This window comes from Chitinophaga sp. YR627, from assembly GCF_900114995.1.
Taxonomy (GTDB): domain Bacteria; phylum Bacteroidota; class Bacteroidia; order Chitinophagales; family Chitinophagaceae; genus Chitinophaga.
Genome location: NZ_FOUX01000003.1, coordinates 40,735 through 60,938, shown reverse-complemented (window position 1 = coordinate 60,938; position 20,204 = coordinate 40,735). Strand labels below are relative to the sequence as shown.

18 protein-coding genes are annotated in these 20,204 nt (G+C 45.9%); 9 read left to right on the top strand and 9 right to left on the bottom strand.

The features are described 5' to 3' along the window. The first annotated feature begins 2 nt into the window (after positions 1–2). Positions 3–1,412 carry a RagB/SusD family nutrient uptake outer membrane protein gene (locus BMZ72_RS15685; protein WP_089809948.1) on the top strand — a complete coding sequence of 470 codons (1,410 nt, stop codon included), beginning with the start codon at positions 3–5 and terminating at the stop codon, positions 1,410–1,412. A 71-nt stretch (positions 1,413–1,483) separates the two neighbouring features. On the opposite strand, the gene BMZ72_RS15680 is transcribed toward BMZ72_RS15685, so the two are convergent. Both BMZ72_RS15680 and gatB read right to left on the bottom strand, forming a co-directional pair. Continuing rightward, positions 1,484–2,629 carry a TlpA disulfide reductase family protein gene (locus BMZ72_RS15680; RefSeq protein WP_089809946.1) on the bottom strand — a complete coding sequence of 382 codons (1,146 nt, stop codon included), beginning with the start codon at positions 2,627–2,629 and terminating at the stop codon, positions 1,484–1,486. 15 nt (positions 2,630–2,644) lie between these two features. Further along, positions 2,645–4,099 (bottom strand): Asp-tRNA(Asn)/Glu-tRNA(Gln) amidotransferase subunit GatB, encoded by a 1,455-nt coding sequence (gatB, locus tag BMZ72_RS15675; protein ID WP_177222809.1) that lies wholly within the window; start codon positions 4,097–4,099, stop codon positions 2,645–2,647. A 489-nt stretch (positions 4,100–4,588) separates the two neighbouring features. On the opposite strand from gatB, the gene BMZ72_RS15670 reads away from it, so the two are divergent. Beyond that, positions 4,589–5,959, top strand: coding sequence for an aldehyde dehydrogenase (locus BMZ72_RS15670; RefSeq protein WP_089809943.1), 1,371 nt, complete (start codon positions 4,589–4,591; stop codon positions 5,957–5,959). Positions 5,960–6,056: 97 nt separating this feature from the next. Here the strand turns inward: BMZ72_RS15670 and BMZ72_RS15665 are convergent, their stop codons facing one another. After that, positions 6,057–7,100, bottom strand: coding sequence for a PDZ domain-containing protein (locus tag BMZ72_RS15665; protein WP_177222808.1), 1,044 nt, complete (start codon positions 7,098–7,100; stop codon positions 6,057–6,059). 227 nt (positions 7,101–7,327) lie between these two features. Here BMZ72_RS15665 and BMZ72_RS15660 point away from each other — a divergent pair, with 227 nt between their 5' ends. Further along, entirely contained in the window at positions 7,328–7,897 is a 570-nt protein-coding gene (locus tag BMZ72_RS15660) for a hypothetical protein (protein WP_143087706.1), read from the top strand. Between the two features lie 67 nt (positions 7,898–7,964). On the opposite strand, the gene alaS is transcribed toward BMZ72_RS15660, so the two are convergent. Next, positions 7,965–10,580: an alanine--tRNA ligase gene (gene alaS, locus BMZ72_RS15655; protein ID WP_089809938.1), complete on the bottom strand. Its 2,616-nt coding sequence runs from the start codon at positions 10,578–10,580 to the stop codon at positions 7,965–7,967. Between the two features lie 283 nt (positions 10,581–10,863). Here alaS and BMZ72_RS15650 point away from each other — a divergent pair, with 283 nt between their 5' ends. Genes BMZ72_RS15650 through BMZ72_RS15640 form a run of 3 tightly spaced genes read left to right on the top strand, consistent with a single transcriptional unit; the run spans position 10,864 to position 13,041 of the window. Then, positions 10,864–11,835, top strand: coding sequence for a M23 family metallopeptidase (locus BMZ72_RS15650; RefSeq protein ID WP_089809936.1), 972 nt, complete (start codon positions 10,864–10,866; stop codon positions 11,833–11,835). A gap of 48 nt (positions 11,836–11,883) precedes the next feature. Beyond that, positions 11,884–12,513 (top strand): MerR family transcriptional regulator, encoded by a 630-nt coding sequence (locus BMZ72_RS36980; RefSeq protein WP_255373209.1) that lies wholly within the window; start codon positions 11,884–11,886, stop codon positions 12,511–12,513. Positions 12,514–12,522: 9 nt separating this feature from the next. Further along, complete coding sequence (locus BMZ72_RS15640) at positions 12,523–13,041, top strand: thioredoxin family protein (RefSeq protein WP_089809934.1); 519 nt, start codon at positions 12,523–12,525, stop codon at positions 13,039–13,041. A gap of 132 nt (positions 13,042–13,173) precedes the next feature. Here the strand turns inward: BMZ72_RS15640 and BMZ72_RS15635 are convergent, their stop codons facing one another. Further along, positions 13,174–14,265, bottom strand: coding sequence for a mechanosensitive ion channel family protein (locus BMZ72_RS15635; RefSeq protein ID WP_089809932.1), 1,092 nt, complete (start codon positions 14,263–14,265; stop codon positions 13,174–13,176). Positions 14,266–14,298: 33 nt separating this feature from the next. Continuing rightward, positions 14,299–15,453 carry an amidohydrolase family protein gene (locus BMZ72_RS15630; protein WP_089809930.1) on the bottom strand — a complete coding sequence of 385 codons (1,155 nt, stop codon included), beginning with the start codon at positions 15,451–15,453 and terminating at the stop codon, positions 14,299–14,301. A gap of 82 nt (positions 15,454–15,535) precedes the next feature. Between BMZ72_RS15630 and prfA the strand changes: the two genes are divergently transcribed. From prfA to BMZ72_RS15615, 3 genes are all read left to right on the top strand, one after another. After that, positions 15,536–16,600: a peptide chain release factor 1 gene (gene prfA / locus BMZ72_RS15625; protein WP_012788114.1), complete on the top strand. Its 1,065-nt coding sequence runs from the start codon at positions 15,536–15,538 to the stop codon at positions 16,598–16,600. A 180-nt stretch (positions 16,601–16,780) separates the two neighbouring features. After that, positions 16,781–17,458: a YiaD family glycine zipper/OmpA-like lipoprotein gene (locus BMZ72_RS15620; RefSeq protein WP_089809928.1), complete on the top strand. Its 678-nt coding sequence runs from the start codon at positions 16,781–16,783 to the stop codon at positions 17,456–17,458. A 102-nt stretch (positions 17,459–17,560) separates the two neighbouring features. Beyond that, entirely contained in the window at positions 17,561–18,472 is a 912-nt protein-coding gene (locus BMZ72_RS15615) for a cation diffusion facilitator family transporter (RefSeq protein ID WP_177222807.1), read from the top strand. Here BMZ72_RS15615 and BMZ72_RS15610 read toward each other — a convergent pair. From BMZ72_RS15610 to BMZ72_RS15600, 3 genes are all read right to left on the bottom strand, one after another. Further along, the gene (locus tag BMZ72_RS15610; RefSeq protein WP_089809926.1) at positions 18,465–18,845 is read right to left on the bottom strand and encodes a VanZ family protein; all 381 of its coding nucleotides are present in this window, start codon (positions 18,843–18,845) and stop codon (positions 18,465–18,467) included. The genes BMZ72_RS15615 and BMZ72_RS15610 overlap by 8 nt on opposite strands. A 134-nt stretch (positions 18,846–18,979) precedes the next feature. Further along, on the bottom strand, positions 18,980–19,360 hold the full coding sequence (gcvH, locus tag BMZ72_RS15605) for a glycine cleavage system protein GcvH (RefSeq protein WP_089809924.1): 381 nt from the start codon (positions 19,358–19,360) through the stop codon (positions 18,980–18,982). Between the two features lie 54 nt (positions 19,361–19,414). Next, positions 19,415–20,074: a peptidylprolyl isomerase gene (locus BMZ72_RS15600; protein WP_089809922.1), complete on the bottom strand. Its 660-nt coding sequence runs from the start codon at positions 20,072–20,074 to the stop codon at positions 19,415–19,417. Between the last annotated feature and the right edge of the window lie 130 nt (positions 20,075–20,204).

Genomic DNA, 20,204 nt, shown 5'->3' with positions numbered 1-20,204 from the left:
CTATGAAACAATTATTTTTCCCGATATTAATGGCAGTGCTGCTTGTAGTCAATCAGGGCTGTAACAAACAACTGGACCTTTATCCGGCAGATAAATTACCAACTGCGGATGCATTGAAAACAATACAGGGTGTTAATGCTGCTGTAAACGGTATGTATGAAGGTCTGAGAGGGACTGAATATTATGGCAGGAACTATCTGGTGATGCCGGAAATAGCTGCTGATAACGTATACCTTTCTTTAAGTAACAGTAACCGTTTTCTTTCAAGCTGGCGTCTGAGCTGGCTGGTGGCTGATGTTGATGTAACAGGTGTATGGAACAGGGTGTATGCGGTGATCTTACGTGCAAATAACATTATCAATAGCGTGCCGCAGCTTGAAGATGGTACAACAGAAGAAAAGAACAGTGCACTGGGGCAGGCATTGTTTGTAAGAGCGCTTGGTCATTTCGATCTGCTGCGTGTGTTTTCAACGCCTTATGCAGTTGGTGGAGGCGGTACCCTTGGCGTACCATTGATAACAAAATTTGAAGTCGGTTCGCCAAAAAGAAATACTGTTGACGAGGTATACAAACAGATCATTGCTGATCTGACAACTGCCAGAGATTTACTGGCTAAAACCAGGAATACGCCTTATGTTGCCAGTTCCTATGCTGCAAGCGCATTACTGGCAAGGGTACATCTGTACAAAGGAGATGACGCTGCTGCTATCACTGCTGCTACAGAAGTGATCAACGCGGGTTATAGTATCGCGCCTGCAAATACCCTGGCAAATTTTTATAATACACCCGGTACTACTGAAGATATCTTTACGCTCAGAATACTCAGTAATGAAAGTTTAGGTTCTGATAACCTTGGCCGTATTTATCTGAAGCCGGGTTATGGAGATATCAGGGTGTCTCCTGACCTGAAGAATGTGCTGGAAACAGCTGATGCGAGAAATGTATTCGTATCTGAATTCAGTGGTAGTCCTTCTGAATTCCAGAATAACAAGTTCTCCGGACAGGATGGTATATCTGGTTTGTACAGTATCAAGGTGCTGCGCATATCCGAATTATACCTGATCCGTGCAGAAGCATACGCTAAAACCGGTAGTTATGCGCTGGCGCTGGCAGATGTAAATGAGATTCGTGCACATCGTAATTTGACAGCACTTGAAAACGTACCTGATGCTAATGTGCTGACAGCCGTATTGAAGGAGAAGCGTGTGGAATTTATGTTTGAAGGCCATCGTTACTTTGATCTGCTGAGGAATAAGCTGAGTATTGTACGTACTACCTGTAACAATCCGGCGCAGCTGAATACGCCAAGATGTACGATTGAGGCGAACTCTCCTACTGCGATCTTCCCGATACCACAACGTGAGATCGATGTGAATCTGAACATCGAACAGAATCCGGGGTATAAAAAATAATTGTGGTCGACCAATAAATAAAAAAAGCGTCTCGCCAATGGCGGACGCTTTTTCTTTATCAGCAGTTGATATTACTGTAGTACTTCCTGTAATTTAGACTCCAGCGCAGGGCCTCTCAGGCCGATTGCGAGCACTTTACCCTGTGGGTCGATCAACATGTTGGAAGGGATGGAATTAATGCCATATAAAGGCACTACCTGCGAATCCCAGAATTTCAGATCGCTTACATGTGTCCATGTCAGACCATCTGCCTGAATTGCTTCTTCCCATTTACCTTTTGTTTTATCGAGTGATACACCCAGTACGGTGAAGTTTTTGCTTTTGAACTTATTGTAAGCCATTACGACGTTAGGATTTTCCATACGGCAGGGTTTACACCAGCTGGCCCAGAAATCAACCAGTACATATTTTCCTTTGAAAGAACTGAGGCTGACAGGTTTTCCTGCCGGATCAGGCAGTGTGAAATCAGGAGCAGCCTGGCCTATCTTTACAGTAGACATGTTGGCTTCTTCTCCTGGTTCTTCTGTCTGTTGTGCACCCTGTTTCAGTTTATCGGCAAAGCTTACGATGAGGGTATTCTCAGGGAAATGCTTTTTAATTTCTTCTACTGTTTTAGGATCTTCCAGCAGCACCTGCGGGCCGATAATGCTCATCGCAAATGCAGCAACAGCAGGAGATTTTGTTTCTGTAGCTGATTTTACCAGGAACTTCTTAAAGTCTTCCTGTTTAGCCTGGAAAGCGGCTACTCTTGGTTGCAGTACGCTATCCGGTGTTTTTACCTGATGCAGACTATCCAATGCCTGCATTTCAGCAGAGAGTGCTTTATCTTTTGCACTTGCTTCATTCAGCAGTTGCTGAATTTCTACAGTTGCTTCAGAGTTTTCGATCTTCAGCTGATCCAGGTGATTGAAGTCACCGGTAATGCTCATTGTACCTGCATCCAGGCCTAACGGGATCAGGCGGCTTGTTTCTCCGAAACGGATGCGGTATAAGGCCTGTTCAGGCAGCATACCTTTCAGTGTGAATTTTCCGCTGGCGTCTTTGATAACCGCAGTATCCACTACTTTCACTTCTTCCGTGGTCAGCTCTTCCAGATAGATTGTACCTAAAGGAGCGTTGTCTATATGTGCGTTGATCGTAAAATCGCCTTTCTCAGTTTGTTGTGAACAGCTGGCCAGGAATAACCCGGTGGCTGCCCATAAAGCAAGTTTCTTCATATTCTTCAGTTATAATTATTTCAGTTTTTCAGCAAGTAATTGGTTGGTCAGTTTAGGATCGGCCTTGCCTTTGGAGAGCTTCATTACTTCTCCGACAAAGAGGGCCATCAGACCTTTTTTACCTTTACGGAATTCTGCCACCTTATCCGGATATTTTGACAGGACCTCGTCAATGATCGGTGCGATGCTGCCGGCGTTGTTATCCTGCAGGAGGTTCAGTCTTGTTGCTATATCCAGTGGTTTTTCTGCGGTGTTTTGCAGCAGTTCCGGAAAGATGCGGGAAGATGCGATGGAAAAGTTCACTTTACCATCTTCTACCAGCTGTATGAGACCTGCCAGCGCAGCAGGTGACAGCGCGAAATCACTGATAGCAGCGCCCTGTTCGTTCAGGGTGGATTTTACCGGACCTAAGAGCCAGTTCGCCACTGCCTTGTGTTTAGGAGTAACCGCCACTACCTGCTCATAGTAATCAGCCGTTGCTTTATCATCACACAGTACACGTGCGTCATAATCAGGCAGTCCGTACTGGCTGACATAACGTTCTACCATTGCTTCCGGCAGTTCCGGTAAAGCCTTTAACAGCTGATCGAGGTAGTCTTCTGTCAGGTGGAAAGGCGCCAGGTCTGGTTCCGGGAAGTAGCGATAGTCATTCGCTTCTTCTTTGGAACGCAGGGAGAAAGATGTACCGTTACCGGCATCAAAACTCCTGGTTTCCTGCAGGATGGTGCCGCCTTCTTCCACGATGGAGATCTGGCGTTTTATTTCACCCTCTACCGCACGTTTTACGTTACGGATAGAGTTCAGGTTCTTTACTTCGACTTTTGTGCCCAGTTTGGTCTCTCCCTTCAGACGGATGGAAATATTGGCGTCGCAACGCATACTGCCTTCTTCCATATTGCCGTCACAAACGTCCAGCCAGCGTACAAGTCTGCGGAGGGTGGTCAGGAAGGAATATACCTCATCACTGCTATGCAGTGCCGGTTCGGTCACGATCTCTACCAATGGTACTCCTGCACGGTTGTAATCCACCATCGTAAATGAAGGGTCCTGGTCGTGCATGGACTTACCGGCATCTTCTTCCAGGTGAATACGGTTCAGCTGAATATCCCGCTGCCCACCGGCCACGGGAATGGCAACGATACCACCATCACAGATGGGCGCTGTATGCTGGGATATCTGGTAACCTTTCGGAAGGTCCGGATAGAAATAGTTTTTACGGGCAAAGTAATTCTCCCTCTCAATCCTGCTACCGCAGGCCAGACCGAGGCGGATGGCATATTCCACCGCTTTACGGTTCAGTTTTGGAAGGGTACCCGGATGACCCAGTGTGATCGGGCTGATATGGGTATTGGGAGCGCCTCCGAAAGCTGCACTGTCTCCACAAAATAATTTACTTTCTGTCAGTAGCTGGGCATGTACTTCAAGGCCGATAACTACTTCATATTTGTCTGAATCGATGGCTGCGCTCATGATAATCTTCTGCTATTAGCACAAATATATACAATGAAGGGTAGAAAGGTAGTACAGATTGATCTGTAGCCCGCAGCGGGAGATGGGAAATACAGCTAAAGCGTTACCAGATAAGGACTCAGCCACATTTTTTATGGCCGGAGGATCTGCCGGAATGAAAGGGATGACCGGTCAGCCAGGGGAAATCTGTTAATCTTATTGGAATTTAACAAAATTTTAGTATTCTTGTACTGCAGAACCATTCAACCTATATTCTGTCTCATCTGATACTCCATTTACAGTCATATATTCATTTTTTACTATTACAAATTATTCTGTAGATCTCCATTGACCTATATGCTGTCCGGGCATCCTCTTTTCAGACCGCCCCTGGCTTACCATATTTTCCGCATACACCAGCGTTTAACCTGTATTCTGTCATAGCTGTATTGATGTGATGTATAGGGCCGCTCATGGCAGCTGGGTCATTTTCAGTACCTTTCAGGGTGTATGAATACCCAGGAGATCTATAACGTACAACAGGCCTTTTTCGAGTCGGGTAAAACCCTGTCATATAAATTTCGCAGGCAGCAGCTTCGCCTGCTGAAATCAGCTGTTAAAAAGCGGGAAAAGGACATTCTGGCCGCTTTACAGGCCGATCTGCATAAACATCCGGTAGAGGCATATAGCAGCGAAATAGGTACCCTGTATGTCGAAATCCGGCATATGCTCAGTCACCTCAGAGAATGGATGCGGCCGGAAAAGGTTACCAGTCCCTTTACCATGTACCCCAGCAAAAGCCGTATACACCGGGTGCCGCTGGGCCTCGTTTTCATTATCGCTCCCTGGAACTATCCTTTTCAGCTGATCATGGCCCCGCTGGTGGGTGCTATAGCGGGTGGAAACTGCGCGATTGTAAAACCTTCCGAGTTAACACCCCGTACTTCAGCAGTGATAGCTGCACTGATTAAGGAGACTTTTGATCCTGCCTACATTACTACTCTGGAAGGTGACGGCAGTACCGTCATTCCCGATATGATGCGGCACCGTTTTGATCATGTATTCTTTACCGGTGGACCAGCCATCGGTCGTAAAATAATGGAGATGGCCACTCCGCACCTGACACCGGTTACATTGGAACTGGGAGGTAAATCGCCCTGTATAGTGGATGAGAAGGCGAATATCAGAGTAGCGGCTAAGCGGATCGTGTGGGGTAAGTTCTGGAACGCAGGTCAAACCTGTATCGCACCGGATTATATACTGGTGCATACAAAAGTGAAAGATGAGCTGATTGCCGCTATGAAAAAAGCGATTGTAAAGTTCTTCGGAGAGCAGGCAGTTAATAGTCCTGATTACGCACGCATCATCAATGAAAAACGCTTAAAAACTTTACAGACATATCTGACACAGGGAACTGTCATACATGGTGGAACAGCAGATGAAAGTAAGCTGTTTATGGCCCCTACCCTATTGGATCATGTGTCCTGGGATAGTCCGGTGATGCAGGAAGAAATATTCGGCCCTGTTCTGCCGGTTATTTCTTACACAACCCTGGAGGAGGCCATGCATTTAGTCAGACAACAACCATATCCATTATCATTGTATCTCTTTACCAGCAGTAAGGCGACAGAGAAGCTGATAACAGAACAGCTGCGTTTCGGCGGCGCCTGTATCAACAATACACTGGGTCATTTTACCAATCCCGAACTGCCTTTCGGTGGTGTTGGCAATAGTGGTATGGGACAGTATCATGGGAAATACAGCTTTGATACTTTTACCCATCCGAAGAGTATTATGAAAACCGGTACCTGGATCGATATTGCGATGAAATATCCGCCTTTCAAAAATAAACTCTGGCTGGTCAAAAGACTGTTGAAGTGATGTTATTTTGATATGGTGTAATTGAAATCTTTTTATTGCATAAAAAAGGAGCTTCAAAAATGAAGCTCCCTTTGTTTTATAATACACAGACGGATCATTACAGATCCACTTTGTTTAATTTCTTTGGCACTTTTACTTCCAGCGTTTTTGACTGACCGTTTCTCTTCACTTTCGCAGAGAAAGCTCCTTTATCTTTATTGTTACGATAAGCATTCGCCACATCGCGGGTAGAACTGATTTCATTGCCTGCAATATCAGTAACGATATCATTGACTTTAAATCCGGCTTTTTCAGCAGCGGAGCCAGGCGCTACGCTCAGTACCACTGCACCTTTACCATCTTCAGTATCCTGTACGGAAAGACCCAGTTTTACCTCGTTGTTTTCATGGAAACCACGGAAGTCACGATTGAAACCCGGACCAGGAAATCCCGGACCCGGCGTACCATCTCCGAAGTTAAAACTACCACGGGGCATGCGACGGAAGTTTCTGTCATTATGAGGGAATAGCTCCAGCGTACCTTCACCTTTTCTTTCATCCAGTGTCACAGTGGCCGTATTTTCTTTTTTATCACGGAAGTAAGTGATCGTTACTTTATCACCAGGATCATGCGCACCGATCTTCTCAAACAGGTCTTTTGGTTCGTCTACCTTATCAGCGTCCACTTTAGTGATCACATCACCTGCCAGTAAACCAGCTTTCTCTGCAGGGGTACCTTTTGCCACTTCTTTCACTGTTACGCCAACCGCTTCTTTCTTTTCAGTAAAGACACCCAGTACGGCTTTACCTGGTTTGATATCCAGTACATTATCACCGGATTCATCATCCTCATTGAACAACTGAATGCCGCCTCCACCCGGAGGCATCGCGAAATTGAACGTATTACCATCTACAGGACGGATGCGACGTCTGTACACAGAAATATCACCGTCTTTATAAGCATCCATTTTCTCCCCGTCAACCAGGACATTGCCATCCTTGATTTCGATGGTCACTTTACCATCTTTACTGGTGTTTCGTTTAATAACTATCTCGTCATACTCTCCCAGTTTGTCGCCGCTTTTATCCTGCGCGATGGTGGCAGAGCTGAAAGCAAAGCAGGTAATGCTTGCCAGTGTAAGGGTTTGCAATAGCTTGCTCATAATATGTTCCTTTTTAATTGTAAGTGTGGTATTAACAGTGACAAATTTAGGGGGGCGATATATAAACAAAAAGTTAAAATAGACGAACACGGGTGTGATGTTATGCATGGGCCTGGAATTAACATTACTTTTGGAAAAACCCGTACCTCCCCATGAAGAAGAACCGTCTGCAGGCTTCATGATTTTCTTTCAGCAGAATAAAGTAAATTGGGTATAAACCAACCCCAATGAATAAGATCACATCCCTCAGGATAGATGTGCCCACCCCTTGTACACAATCCTGGAATCAGATGACGCCATCGTCAGATGGGCGCTTTTGTCAGCATTGCAATAAAAATGTAGTTGATTTTTCTGGTATGTCAGATCAGGAGATCGTGCATATTATAAGCCAGTCGAACGGAGGCCTGTGTGGGCATTACAGAGAGGATCAACTGAACAGAGAGTTAGTGACAGAAAGGCTCCCCGACCACTCATTGGCGCCTGCTCTTTTATTGAGTGCAGCAATGACTGTGGGAATTGGAAGTGTTGAGGGGCGTGATACAAAAATAAAGGCTCCGGTTTCTGCCATACATATGGATACAACATTTACACCGCCTTGCCAACCGGTAGATACAACCGAAGACTTGTTAGCCGGATGTCCTGCGATGAGTAAAGATTTTGAAGTGATCGCATATGCACCTACCCGTCATAGGTTTGTAACGGGGAGTATGGGACGGATCACGGTGATCCGGGGACCAGTATTGCTTCCGCAAAAACAGAAAAGAAAATGGTTTAGCTTCCTGCGGAAAAAAAGATAACAGTATAAACTAAAAGGGTCTGTTCACTATACAGTAAACAGACCCTTTTTATATCCTTAATAACTAATTACAGCATTGCTTTCACCTGTGTGATCACCTGATCCAGCTGACCAGCTTCCTGTCCGCCGGCAGTTGCGAAAGACTTCTGTCCACCGCCGCCACCTTTGATAATAGGCGCGATCTTTTCCTTAATGATCTTCGGTGCTTCCAGTCCTTTTTCGGCAACCAGATTGTCAGAGATCATCAGTGCTACGTTCGCTTTACCGCCGATATTTGCTGCCAGTATGAATACGTGGTTATCGATCTGTGTTTTCAGTGTGAAGCACAGTTGTTTCAGTGCTTCTGCATTACTTACATCCACGATCTTACCGAGGAAGTTGATACCGTGGACGTTTTCAACTTCTGCCTGCAGACCGGTAGACAGCTGACGAACTTTTTCCAGTTCCAGCGCTTCCACACGTTTTTCCAGGGCAGCTTTATCGTTGATCAGGTTGTCTACAACAGCCACGATATCTTTTGGATTCTTGAAGGCTGTTTTGATGTCTTTCAGTTGTTGCAGTTGTGCATTGACAAATGCCAGTGCATTGCTGCCGGTAACGGCTTCAATACGACGTACACCTGCTGCTACTGCTCCTTCGGAAGTGAATTTGAAGATACCCAGTTCGCCGGTAGAACCTACGTGTGTACCACCACACAGCTCTACGGAATAACCCGGATCCATTACCACTACACGTACCACATCACCATATTTCTCACCAAAGAGCGCCATTGCACCCAGTTTCAGGGCTTCGTCCTTTGGCAGTTCTTTAATGACTACCGGGATGTTAGCACGGATCTTTTCATTCACGATCTCTTCAATCTGTGCCAGTTCCTCGTCTGTTACTTTCGCAAAGTGAGAGAAGTCAAAACGAAGGTATTCAGGATTCACCAGGGAACCTTTCTGTGCTACGTGTGTACCCAGTACCTGGCGCAGTGCTGCGTGCAGGAGGTGCGTAGCGGAGTGGTTCATGGTGGTGCTGAGCCTGTTGTTTTTATTGATCACTGCTTTGGCTGCTGTGGTAATATTAGCAGGCAGTTTATCTACAAAGTGAACGATCAGGTTATTTTCCTTTTTGGTATCGGTTACCTGAACGGTTTCTGCGCCGAAGGTCAGGGTACCGGTATCTCCTACCTGGCCACCGCTTTCTGCGTAGAAAGGCGTCTGTGACAATACCAGCTGGTACTGTTCTTTACCTTTTGCCTTGATCTTACGGTATTTCGATACGGAAGTTTCTGTTTCAGACAGCTCATATCCTACGAATACTGATTCTGCATTTTCGTTCAGTACGGTCCAGTCGCCCATATCCAGTTCAGTTGCTGCACGGGAACGGTCTTTCTGTTCTTTCATAGCAGCTTCAAAACCTTTCTCATCTACGTTGAAGTTGTTTTCAGACGCAATAAGGCTGGTCAGATCGTATGGGAAGCCGTAAGTATCATATAATTCGAAGGCTGTTTTACCGTCCACAGATTTCTCTTTGGCAGCGCCCATAAAGTCTTCAATTCTGCGGATACCGCTATCCAGGGTACGGAGGAAGTTGTTTTCTTCTTCGAATACTACTTTCTGTACGAAATCAACCTGTTGCAGCAGTTCTGGGAATACATTGGCGAACTGTTGTGCCAGTACAGGTACCAGGTCCTGCAGCAGAGGCTTCTTCCAGTTCAGGAAGGAGAAATAATACCTTACTGCACGACGCAGGATACGACGGATCACATAACCGGCGCCTGTGTTGGATGGCAGCTGACCATCCGCTATTGCGAAGGAGATCGCACGGATATGGTCGGCAATTACGCGGAAAGCCACATCGGGTTTGCTGTCGGTACAGCCATATTTAAGTCCGGTCAGTTTTTCAGTGTGTTCGATTGTGCCGGAGAAAACATCTGTATCGTAGTTGGAGGTTTTACCCTGTATCACCCTTACCAGACGTTCGAAGCCCATACCGGTATCCACGTGTTTAGCGGGGAGTGATTCCAGGCTACGGTCTTTCAGGCGGTTGAACTGCATGAATACGTTGTTCCAGATCTCGATCACCTGCGGATCGTCTGCATTGACGAGGGTCTTACCGTCTACCAGTGCTCTTTCGCTATCCGGACGGCAGTCTACGTGAATCTCAGAACAAGGGCCACAGGGACCTGTATCCCCCATTTCCCAGAAGTTATCCTTCTTGTTGCCCATAAGGATGCGGTCTTCCGGAACATGTTTTTTCCAGAATTCAAACGCTTCCTGGTCTTTTTCCAGATTTTCCTTGGCATCTCCTTCAAAAACAGTCACATAAAGACGGTCTTTAGGCAGCTTATATACTTCTGTAAGTAGTTCCCAGCTCCAGTCAATTGCTTCTTTTTTGAAGTAATCGCCGAAGCTCCAGTTACCGAGCATTTCGAACATGGTATGGTGGTAGGTGTCGATCCCTACTTCCTCCAGGTCATTGTGTTTACCGCTTACGCGCAGACATTTCTGGGTATCCGCCACCCGTTTCCAGGCCGGCGCCCTGTTGCCCAGAAAGTAGTCCTTAAACTGGTTCATACCCGCGTTGGTGAACAACAGGGTAGGGTCGTTTTTTACTACAATAGGAGCAGAAGGCACGATATGGTGGCCTTTGGACGCAAAAAAGTCCAGGAATTGCTGACGAATCTCGGGAGCTGTCATAAGTATTTGAAATAATTGGTATGTATATTAATTTTGTGTCACCTAAATGGCTTTAATTTGTATTTTAAGCCAACTAACGGTATTTAGAAAATTGACATTCAAAAGATTGCCCTTTAGTCTAATTCCCTTAGGTTTGCACACCTTGCCGTATTTCCGGAAAGGAGTGCAAAAATATTGAAAAAGTCTATATCCCCTCTCATCCATATCTGTATAACCCTATTAAAAGTAATCGAAGGACTTCCATTGGGAATGTAGGTTCTGCTTAAATGCTTAAGGCCGGTACATGAAGAAGGTTAAATACTTTTATAATACACAAACGCTCAAATATGAGAAACTCGTAGTGTCCCTGCGGGTGAAACTGTTGAGGATACTGGGATTTGTTTCTGCTGCCATTGTAACAGGGTTCATCTTTCTGTCTGTATCCTACCGTGTACTGGATTCTCCAAAGGAGAAACGGTTACGCCGTGAGCTGGAGGTAATGAATGAAAAGTATGAGGCGATGGAAGACCGTATGAACGAGGTAAAATCTCAGCTGGGAGAACTGGAGCACCGTGACAACGAGATCTACCGGGTTATTTTCGAGGCCTCTCCTATCCCGGATAGTACCCGTGCAGGCAGTGCCGAGAAGGAAGAAGAGCTGACCCAGTTGCAGTCTTTCTCCAGCAGCGAGATCATCGCCAGCACAGGCGCTTTGCTTCAGGAATTGTTACACCGTATTTCTATTCAGGCTAAATCTTACGAAAAGATCGATGACCTGGTAAAAAATAAACAGAAAATGCTGGCCTCCATCCCTGCTATTCAGCCGGTGGCCAACAAAGACCTTAAACGTATTGCTTCCGGGTTTGGTTATCGTATCGACCCTATTTACAAAACGGTAAAATATCACTCCGGACTTGACTTTGCCGCTCCGGCAGGTACGCCTATCTATGCGACAGGCGACGGTGTGGTAGAAGATGCCAGCCTCAGTGACGTTGGTTATGGTAACCACGTTACGATCAACCATGGCTATGGTTATAAGACCCTGTATGGCCACATGCTGAAGATGAAAGTGAGCACAGGAATGACTGTAAAGCGTGGTGATGTGGTCGGCTGGGTAGGTAGTACAGGTAAATCGACAGGTCCTCACTGCCACTACGAGGTAGTGAAGAATGGAGAGAAAGTTGACCCGGTATACTTCTTCTTTAATGACCTGTCTCCCGAAGAGTTTGACCGTATGCTGAAGATTGCCCGCTCAGGCAACCAGTCATTCGACTAACTTGTTAATGCTGAACTCTCAAAGGGGAGAATTTTGTAATTTGGTACCATGATGCAACAACTGGACCTTTTTTCTTCACCAGATCCAAAGCCGCAAGTGCAAGTGCCAGAACAGGTACAGGAACCCGTCGTTGTCATAAAGCCGGCCCCCGCGCCGCCACCGCCGTCAAGACCCTTGCCGGAGGTGGAGATTCCCGTGAAGATACAGGTACAGATGCCATCAGACAATTTGCCACCCGTGCCATTTATTGGCAAAGGAACGTCTGTTACGGCTACACAGCCTCCACAGAAAAAACGTGGCAGGAAATCATTGAAAGAAGTGGCAGATGACCCGGACCTGATGAGAGCATTAGATGCTATTCCCCTGGATAAGCAATATTACTCAATCAGTGAAGTGGCCACCATGTTTCGCGTAAATACCTCATTGATCCGCTACTGGGAGAATGAGTTTGATATATTACAGCCTAAAAAGAACCGTAAAGGCGACCGTTTATTCCGCCAGGAAGACATTCAGCACCTGAAACTTATCTATCATTTACTAAGAGAACGGAAGTATACTATCGAAGGTGCTAAACAAAAATTGAAAGAAGACCGTAAACTGGCAGCCCGCAGTTTCGAAATGGTACAAGCTTTGCTAAAGGTAAGAGGTTTTCTGACCGAACTGAAGGAACAATTATAAAAATACATTATGCGATTGAAATCATTATTACTGGTTGGCAGTCTGTTACTGTCAACATTGACATTTGCACAAACCACAGCAAGCAGAGCATCCAACGGTAAAAAGGTATTAAAAGGTAAAATAGACATGCAGACCCTGATGAATGACAGCGCATTTGCCTGGTTTTATACCGGTGTAAATGGTTATCAGCCAAATGATAACATGCTGAACTACATTAAGGACAATCGCGGTAAATTCAATATAGTAGCGGTTGTTGGTACCTGGGAAGACCAGAGCCGCCAGCTGCTGCCTCAGTTATATAAGATCATGATCCTGGGTGGCAGTCCTGATGAACAGGTGCAAACCTATGGCGCTGATGAAAAAATGCAGACCAGCACACCACAGGACTATAAAGTAAAGAAACTGCCTACTTTTATCGTGCTGCGTGAAGGTAAAGAGATCGGCCGCCTGAATGGTGAAGTGGGAGAATCTCTGGAAAGCGATATCGCAAGAATACTGCTGAAAGCTAACAGAAAAGATAAAGACTGATCATACAAATTCTTAATAGTAAATCCCCGGTTAGACAATACTTATCCTTCGTTAGTGCTACGTTTTTGAACGATAGATCAATGAAAGATAAGTATAGTTAAACCGGGGATTCCTGTATTTTATAAAGCTTGTTTATTTCTCGTGTATCTCCACTTTCGTGCTGCTCAGCTTCACATTTCTTCTCTCCATAATGGCAATGATCGCCAGGTTGATCTCGTTTCGCAGTCCGTTATATGGTACACCTTCAATCACCTGTGTCAGATAGATCAGCTGAATAACATAGGTATCTTTCGTAAACTCATTCAGGTTCAGTACGAATCCTTCCTGTACCCGCTCGTTTGAAATCAGCAGCTGTCTGATATCATTCAATACCTCCATGATGCTGTCAGCCGGTGTATCACCTGCTATCTCCAGGCGCATAGCGGCACGCTGGTGCGTACGCAGTGAAAGGTTATCCAGTACACTATCCACCATTTTCTTATTAGGTACCGTCACATAGGTCTTTTCCAGTGTGCGGATACGCGTACTGCGTAAGCCGATTTTTTCCACGTTACCCTGGAAGGAATCCACTTTTACGGCATCTCCCACCCGGAAAGGCTTATCAAAGAAGATGATAAAGGAACAGATCAGGTTTTCAATACTTTCTTTCGCAGCGAGTGCAAGGGCAGCCGCACCGATGCCAAGACCAGCGATGATCTTGTTCACTAATACCGCTCCGAAGAGGATGCGTATAAAGGCGATAGCGCCAAAGATGAATACGATCGCTTTGAAGAAATCCCGGAAGAATACGATGAACTGATTGTCAGTGATGTCATGGGAAAGATCGGCGCTTTTGCTGATCATGAGTGATACGAAGTCAATCACACGCAGGATGATCCATATGATGGATATGGTCAGCGCCAGCTCCATGAGAGTATGCAGCACCATCTTCACAGTGTAACCGTTATATACGGTTACATCCAGTTCAGGTGGGAAATTCAGGTGATCTATCGTCAGCATGAAGGTGATCAGCAGGAGGAAATATTCCAGCGGTACCAGCAGCAGATGAGAAAATTCATGTTGCCCGATCTCAGGGGCCCAGCGTCTTACCTCACGGTATAGCAGGGTGGCTACTCCTCTGGAGAGGTAGCGTTTGATCATGGACACAAACAGCAATATAATTGCCAGTATAAAATAATTCTGGATAGGGTTGCCAAGTATTACCTGGTCTAAGAGACTGTTCATAGTTTACGTTTGCATTCTTCTAATGCCGCGAAATTATAGAATCCTGCGACTTTCCTGTTCATCTATTAGTATCACGCCCGGCTGCCGGCCTTTCTCAAAGCTGCCATATTTCCCGGCAATGCCCAGTGCCATTGCTCCGTTCAGGGTGGCCCACTGTAATATTTCCTCCAGCGCAATGTTTGAGTAATACTTACGGATGGTTTGGATTTCCTGCCAGATGGATAGCTGGTGATTGGACGCCAGACTATCAGTACCAAGAGTGATCGTACAACCCTGACTACGCAGGAGAGGGACGTCAGGCATCCGTTTTTCTATATATAGATTTGCCTGCGGACAGAGACACCAGTAGGCATTGGGGGCCTGTTCCCTGGTAAAAGCGATGTCTTTTTCAGTGGTATAGGTATTATGTACCAGGATGACCGGCAGGTGTTTAAACCAGGGCAGCCATGCCGGTAAACTATTGGTGCCACTGGCCCTGAATGCGGAAGCATCCATATTAAAGTGCTGATAGAAGTCCAGGAAAGCCCCCGACTTATCCTGATACAGGGTGTTTTCTGCCTCACATTCCTGATTATGAATGCTGACAGGCGTATTATCCGGCGTAGCCGAAAGCAGGGAAAACAGTGTCTCGCTCACAGAATAAGGGGCATGCGGGACGATGGAACAGGAATGCTTTGGACCATTGATGGCCTTAAACTGCTCCAGTATCCCCAGGCTATAGTCATAGCGTTGCTGCGCAAAACCGGGTACAAACCCCATACTTTCTATAAAGGAATGATAATATACAGGGCTGTCTTTCTTCAGTTCCAGCGAGGCAGTGCCATTACAGATATCGCCAACGGCAGAGACGCCGCTTTCCCACATGGCGGCAGCTGCCTTTTCCATGGCCGATGCCTGGGCGGAGGTATCCTGCTGCCCTCTTTTCTCCATTACGCTGGTCAGAAAGGCCGGTAAACCGGTTCCTTCCGGGATGATTCCCCCCATATGGGATAATTCCAGGTGGCAGTGGGTATTCACAAAACCCGGGCTCAGAATGCCGTTGAGTTCCCTGACGCCCTCCCCTGCTTCGCTCTCGTGTACTATGTCTTGTACGATTCCACCGTCTGTCAATACCAGTACCATACTCCCGGGCAATAACTGCCGCCCGTTAAATAATGCCGTTCCCTTAAATTTCAGCTGTTCAGACATGTAGTAATTATATTAATTTTGCGGCCAGTCAGAGGAAATGGCAACCGGAAGGTCACCCATCCCCTCTCCAACAAAGATAATTATGATAGATAAACTTTATGCGATAAAAGGCCGTTTTGAGCAGGTATCGCTGGCATTAACGAATCCTGAAATTGTTAGTGACAATAAGCAGTTCAGCAAGCTGAGTAAGGAATACCGTCAGCTGGAAAAGATCGTAAAGGTATACGATGCCTATATGAAGACGCTGGACAATATCGCCTTTAATAAAGAAGTCCTTGAGAGCGGAGATGAGGAAATGAGGGAGCTTGCCAAGGAGGAAACAGAAGCGCTGCAGCTGTTGAAAGACGAGCAGGAGGCTGATATCCGTAACCTGTTGATCCCGAAAGATCCGCAGGATGAGAAAAATGCGATGCTGGAGATCCGTGGTGGTACCGGTGGCGACGAGGCGAGTCTCTTTGCCGGCGACCTGCTGCGTATGTACCTGCGTTACTGTGAAACCAAAGGCTGGAGTACGTCCATTATGAATGAGACGCCCGGCGCTGCTGGTGGATATAAAGAGGTCGTGGTAGAAGTAACCGGCGATGATGTATATGGTACCCTGAAGTTTGAATCAGGCGTACACCGTGTGCAGCGTGTACCGGCGACTGAAACCCAGGGACGTGTACATACGTCCGCTGCTACAGTAGCGATCCTGCCTGAAGCGGAGGAAGTAGACGTTGAGATCAGAGACGCAGATATCAAAATGGATACCTTCCGTTCATCTGGTGCGGGTGGTCAGCACGTAAACAAGACTGAGTCTGCCGTACGTCTGACGCATATTCCATCCGGTGTGGTGGTAGAATGTCAGGAAGGTCGTAGCCAGCACTCCAACAGGGATATCGCGATGAAGATGCTGCGCAGCCGTATCTATGAGGCGGCAGTGCGTAAGCATGAAGAGGCGATCGCTTCACAACGTAAGAGCCTTGTATCTACCGGTGACCGTTCTGCCAAGATCAGAACCTACAACTATCCACAGGGTCGTGTAACTGATCACCGTATAGGTATGACTATGTACAATCTGGATGCATTTATGAACGGAGATATCCAGGAAATGGTACAGGCATTACAGTTTGCAGAGAACGCGGAGAAGATGAAGATGGGCAGTTAATAAGTAGTGGCGAAGCAGATATATATCTTATTTCATAATAAATATATGTCTTACATTTGCGCCGCTCGTAATATCTAGTTCACTGGTATGCTGCCTGTTTCAAAATCTGGCAGCATATTTGTCTAAGGTATTTCGCTTGACTATTAAAAGCAAATTAAAAGAACGTTTAAACTAATTAAGATGAAAAGGATAAATCCTATTGTAGCTATTTTCCTGTCTGCTATCATGTTATTCGCTTGTAACACAGTGAAACAAATGGATAACACCCAAAAAGGCGCTGCTATCGGTGTAGCTGGTGGTGCTGCGACTGGTGCAATTATCGGTAAAGCTGCTGGTAATACTGCATTAGGTGCGATCATTGGTGCTGCTGTAGGTGGTGGTGCCGGTGTGCTGATCGGTAAGAAAATGGATAAACAGGCACAGGAAATCAAAACTGAAGTTCCGAATGCAACTGTTGAGCGTGTAGGTGAAGGTATCAATGTAACCTTTGCTTCAGGTGTACTGTTTGGTTTCGATAAATCAGACCTGACCGGACAGGCACAGCAGAACATTAAAGACCTGGCTACTATTCTGAACAAATATCCTGATACTTATGTACGTGTGGAAGGTCACACTGATACTACAGGTACAGATGCATATAATATGGGTCTTTCTGAAAGACGTGCAAATGCTGTTGCTACTTACCTGAAATCTCAGGGTGTTGCTGCAAGCCGCGTACAGACTTACTGGTATGGTGCAAGACAGCCGGTTGTTCCAAACAACTCTGATGCTAACAAAGCAAAGAACCGTCGTGTTGAATTCTCCATCTTCGCGAATGAGAAGATGAAATCTGACGCGCAGAAAGAATCAGGAAAATAATTAATATTCCACTGATCAACTGATACAACTGGTGCCTCCATTATTACGGGGGCACTTTTTTTTGTGGCTATTGGCACGATTTTCCCGCCGGTACCGGTGTATATGGCCGCAAATAATAAAACCATCTTTACCGCGCTGGCAGCTAATCTGCTGATTGCTGTCATCAAGTTTATCTCCGGTGCAGCAACCAGTAGTTCCGCTATGATATCAGAAGGGGTACATTCCCTGGTAGATACCACCAATCAGTTGTTATTGCTGTTCGGGATCAGGCGAAGCAGGCGTTCTCCGGATGAAAGACGGCCTTTTGGCTATGGCAAGGAGATCTATTTCTGGTCGTTTATCGTGTCTATACTCATCTTTGGTATAGGAGGTTGTATTTCCTTCTATCAGGGTGTGATCCATATTCAGCACCCTCCTCCCCTTGAAGATCCTACCTGGAATTATATTGTACTGGCGTTCTCATTTGTATTTGAAGGTACTTCCCTGATTGTTGCTATCAGGGCATTTGATAAGGTAAGGGGGGATTTGTCCTGGTGGACGGCGATCCACCGTAGTAAAGATCCGGCAAGTTTTATCGTGTTATTTGAAGATGGTGCTGCCGTGATCGGCCTTTCAGTTGTAGCGCTGATGGTATATCTGGGGCATCATTACAACAATCCGTACCTGGATGGAGTCGCTTCATTGATCGTGGGGATCATTCTCAGTATTGTATCAGTACTGCTGGCAAGGGAAAGTCGTAGTCTGCTGATGGGAGAAGGTATTGCACCTGCTACACAGCAGCATATAAAGGGGCTGGTGGAAAGTGATCCGGCAATTGTAAAGGTGCAGCATATCTTCTCAACCTATCAGTCGCCGGAGGATGTGATGTTATTACTGATGGTTACTTTCAGAGACGATCTGGGAACGGAAGATATTAATGAGGCCATTATACGGATCAGAAAGGAAATTATGTCAGCTTATCCGCCTATACACTTCATTATCGTACAGCCGGAACCGCAGCAGAGGCCTACTTAAGCCACCATTTTCTGACCAGGTTAAATGCAATGATACCTGCGATAGCGCCTACTATGTCAGCAGCGACATCGCTCATATCAAAGCTGCGGTGAACAGCAAAATATTTCTGGATGTATTCAATTGCCAGGCCATAGAACGCAGCTGAGATCGCGATGATCGTCAGTGTGAATTTTGATATGATCCGCTTTTGCAGATATACGCCAAGACACAGGAAGAATACGGTTCCTCCAAATAATCCAATATGTACGATCTTGTCCAGATGAATCTTCTCAAAGAATGGATTGGACGGCAGATCGTCTCCCGGAAGTGTACACAGATATAGTACCAGTAATATCCAGACAGTTGCTGGCAGGTAATATCTGAAAAGTCTCATTGCTGGCACTATGACAAAGTTTAGTCTGTAAAGTTATAAGGTTATAAAGTTGTTACCAACCTTATAACCTTAAACTTTGCAGGGTTATACCCTTTTTAACCTTTTATTAAAATATCGTGTGGAGTGCGAATGAATTATTCAGCAACCAGCTTCGCATAAGCATCTGCAGTAAGCAGGCCTGCAACGTCAGCCGGGTTCTTAACGGTCATTTTTACCATCCAGCCATCAGTGTATGGATCGGTATTCACCAGTTCAGGAGAACCTTCCAGTTCTTCATTGACTTCATTGATGGTGCCTGCAACCGGGAGGAACAGGTCAGAAACGGTTTTCACAGCTTCTACAGTACCGAAAACTTCTTCGGCTTCGAGTGATTTACCTACGGTTGGAATGTCTACAAATACGATATCGCCTAATTCGCGCTGAGCGAATTCAGTAATACCGATAGTTGCTGTATTACCTTCCAGTAATACCCATTCATGGTCTCTAGTGTAACGCAGCTCTGATGGAAAATTCATGGCAAGTTTGATTTTAAGCGGTAAAATTAATGAAATTCCGATTGAATATTTACCCTAGAAGAAAAGGAACTTATGTATCAGCTTTATCTTCATAGGAACATCTGTTGCCGGACGATTATTCGCGTCCGTTTTGAGTGTGGCGATCTTATCGATCACATCCAGTCCTTTCACTACCTGTCCGAAAACAGTGTAGCTCTGGTCCAGTTGCGGTGTGCCGCCATATTGTTTATAGTATTCCCTTTGATCGACAGGTATCTTTCGGCCGCCAAGGCGGTTCTTTTCGAGATTATCAAGTTGTTCATCCGTCCATTTCTTGCCCTGTACAATGTAGAACTGACAACCGGAACTTGCTTTTGCCGGATTATCATCACGCGCGGCTGCCAGCGCGCCTTTCGCATGAAAGAGGTCCAGCTGGAACTCAGCCGGAACAGTATAACCCACATCTCCGTTACCCAGCTGTGCACCTGGCTGTGCATGTTTGGATTCAGGGTCTCCACCTTGTATCATGAATGTATTGATGACCCGGTGAAAAAGGGTACTATCATAAAAATGGGCCTTTACCAGTTTGATGAAGTTGTCTCTGTGCAATGGGGTCTGATCATATAGTTTGATGATCATGGTGCCATAGGGTGTAATAACTTTTACTTTCCGGTTTTTTGCCATGGTGGTGCCAAAAGAGAATAACAAGAATAGTAGTAGTAAATGTTTTTTCATGCGGGTATTTTATGGATTTTTTCAGGAACCGGCCGGTAACTGGCTGCCGGTCAATGCAAAAGTTATCTTGTCCGGATGGCACAAAGTCCTTTCGCTCATAAAAACGTTTTATGTTGTGATTATGTTCCCA

Excerpts from the sequence above, each read along its gene's own strand:
- alaS (WP_089809938.1), bottom strand. The coding sequence starts at position 10,580 with ATGACAGCTCCCGAGATTCGTCAGCAATTCCTGGACTTTTTTGCGTCC.
- prfA (WP_012788114.1), top strand. The coding sequence starts at position 15,536 with ATGATAGATAAACTTTATGCGATAAAAGGCCGTTTTGAGCAGGTATCG.
- BMZ72_RS15635 (WP_089809932.1), bottom strand. The coding sequence starts at position 14,265 with ATGAACAGTCTCTTAGACCAGGTAATACTTGGCAACCCTATCCAGAAT.
- BMZ72_RS15615 (WP_177222807.1), top strand. The coding sequence starts at position 17,561 with ATGGCCGCAAATAATAAAACCATCTTTACCGCGCTGGCAGCTAATCTG.
- BMZ72_RS15685 (WP_089809948.1), top strand. The coding sequence starts at position 3 with ATGAAACAATTATTTTTCCCGATATTAATGGCAGTGCTGCTTGTAGTC.
- BMZ72_RS36980 (WP_255373209.1), top strand. The coding sequence starts at position 11,884 with ATGATGCAACAACTGGACCTTTTTTCTTCACCAGATCCAAAGCCGCAA.
- BMZ72_RS15640 (WP_089809934.1), top strand. The coding sequence starts at position 12,523 with ATGCGATTGAAATCATTATTACTGGTTGGCAGTCTGTTACTGTCAACA.
- BMZ72_RS15600 (WP_089809922.1), bottom strand. The coding sequence starts at position 20,074 with ATGAAAAAACATTTACTACTACTATTCTTGTTATTCTCTTTTGGCACC.
- BMZ72_RS15650 (WP_089809936.1), top strand. The coding sequence starts at position 10,864 with ATGAAGAAGGTTAAATACTTTTATAATACACAAACGCTCAAATATGAG.
- gatB (WP_177222809.1), bottom strand. The coding sequence starts at position 4,099 with ATGAGCGCAGCCATCGATTCAGACAAATATGAAGTAGTTATCGGCCTT.
- gcvH (WP_089809924.1), bottom strand. The coding sequence starts at position 19,360 with ATGAATTTTCCATCAGAGCTGCGTTACACTAGAGACCATGAATGGGTA.
- BMZ72_RS15630 (WP_089809930.1), bottom strand. The coding sequence starts at position 15,453 with ATGTCTGAACAGCTGAAATTTAAGGGAACGGCATTATTTAACGGGCGG.
- BMZ72_RS15680 (WP_089809946.1), bottom strand. The coding sequence starts at position 2,629 with ATGAAGAAACTTGCTTTATGGGCAGCCACCGGGTTATTCCTGGCCAGC.
- BMZ72_RS15620 (WP_089809928.1), top strand. The coding sequence starts at position 16,781 with ATGAAAAGGATAAATCCTATTGTAGCTATTTTCCTGTCTGCTATCATG.
- BMZ72_RS15610 (WP_089809926.1), bottom strand. The coding sequence starts at position 18,845 with ATGAGACTTTTCAGATATTACCTGCCAGCAACTGTCTGGATATTACTG.
- BMZ72_RS15670 (WP_089809943.1), top strand. The coding sequence starts at position 4,589 with ATGAATACCCAGGAGATCTATAACGTACAACAGGCCTTTTTCGAGTCG.
- BMZ72_RS15660 (WP_143087706.1), top strand. The coding sequence starts at position 7,328 with ATGAATAAGATCACATCCCTCAGGATAGATGTGCCCACCCCTTGTACA.
- BMZ72_RS15665 (WP_177222808.1), bottom strand. The coding sequence starts at position 7,100 with ATGAGCAAGCTATTGCAAACCCTTACACTGGCAAGCATTACCTGCTTT.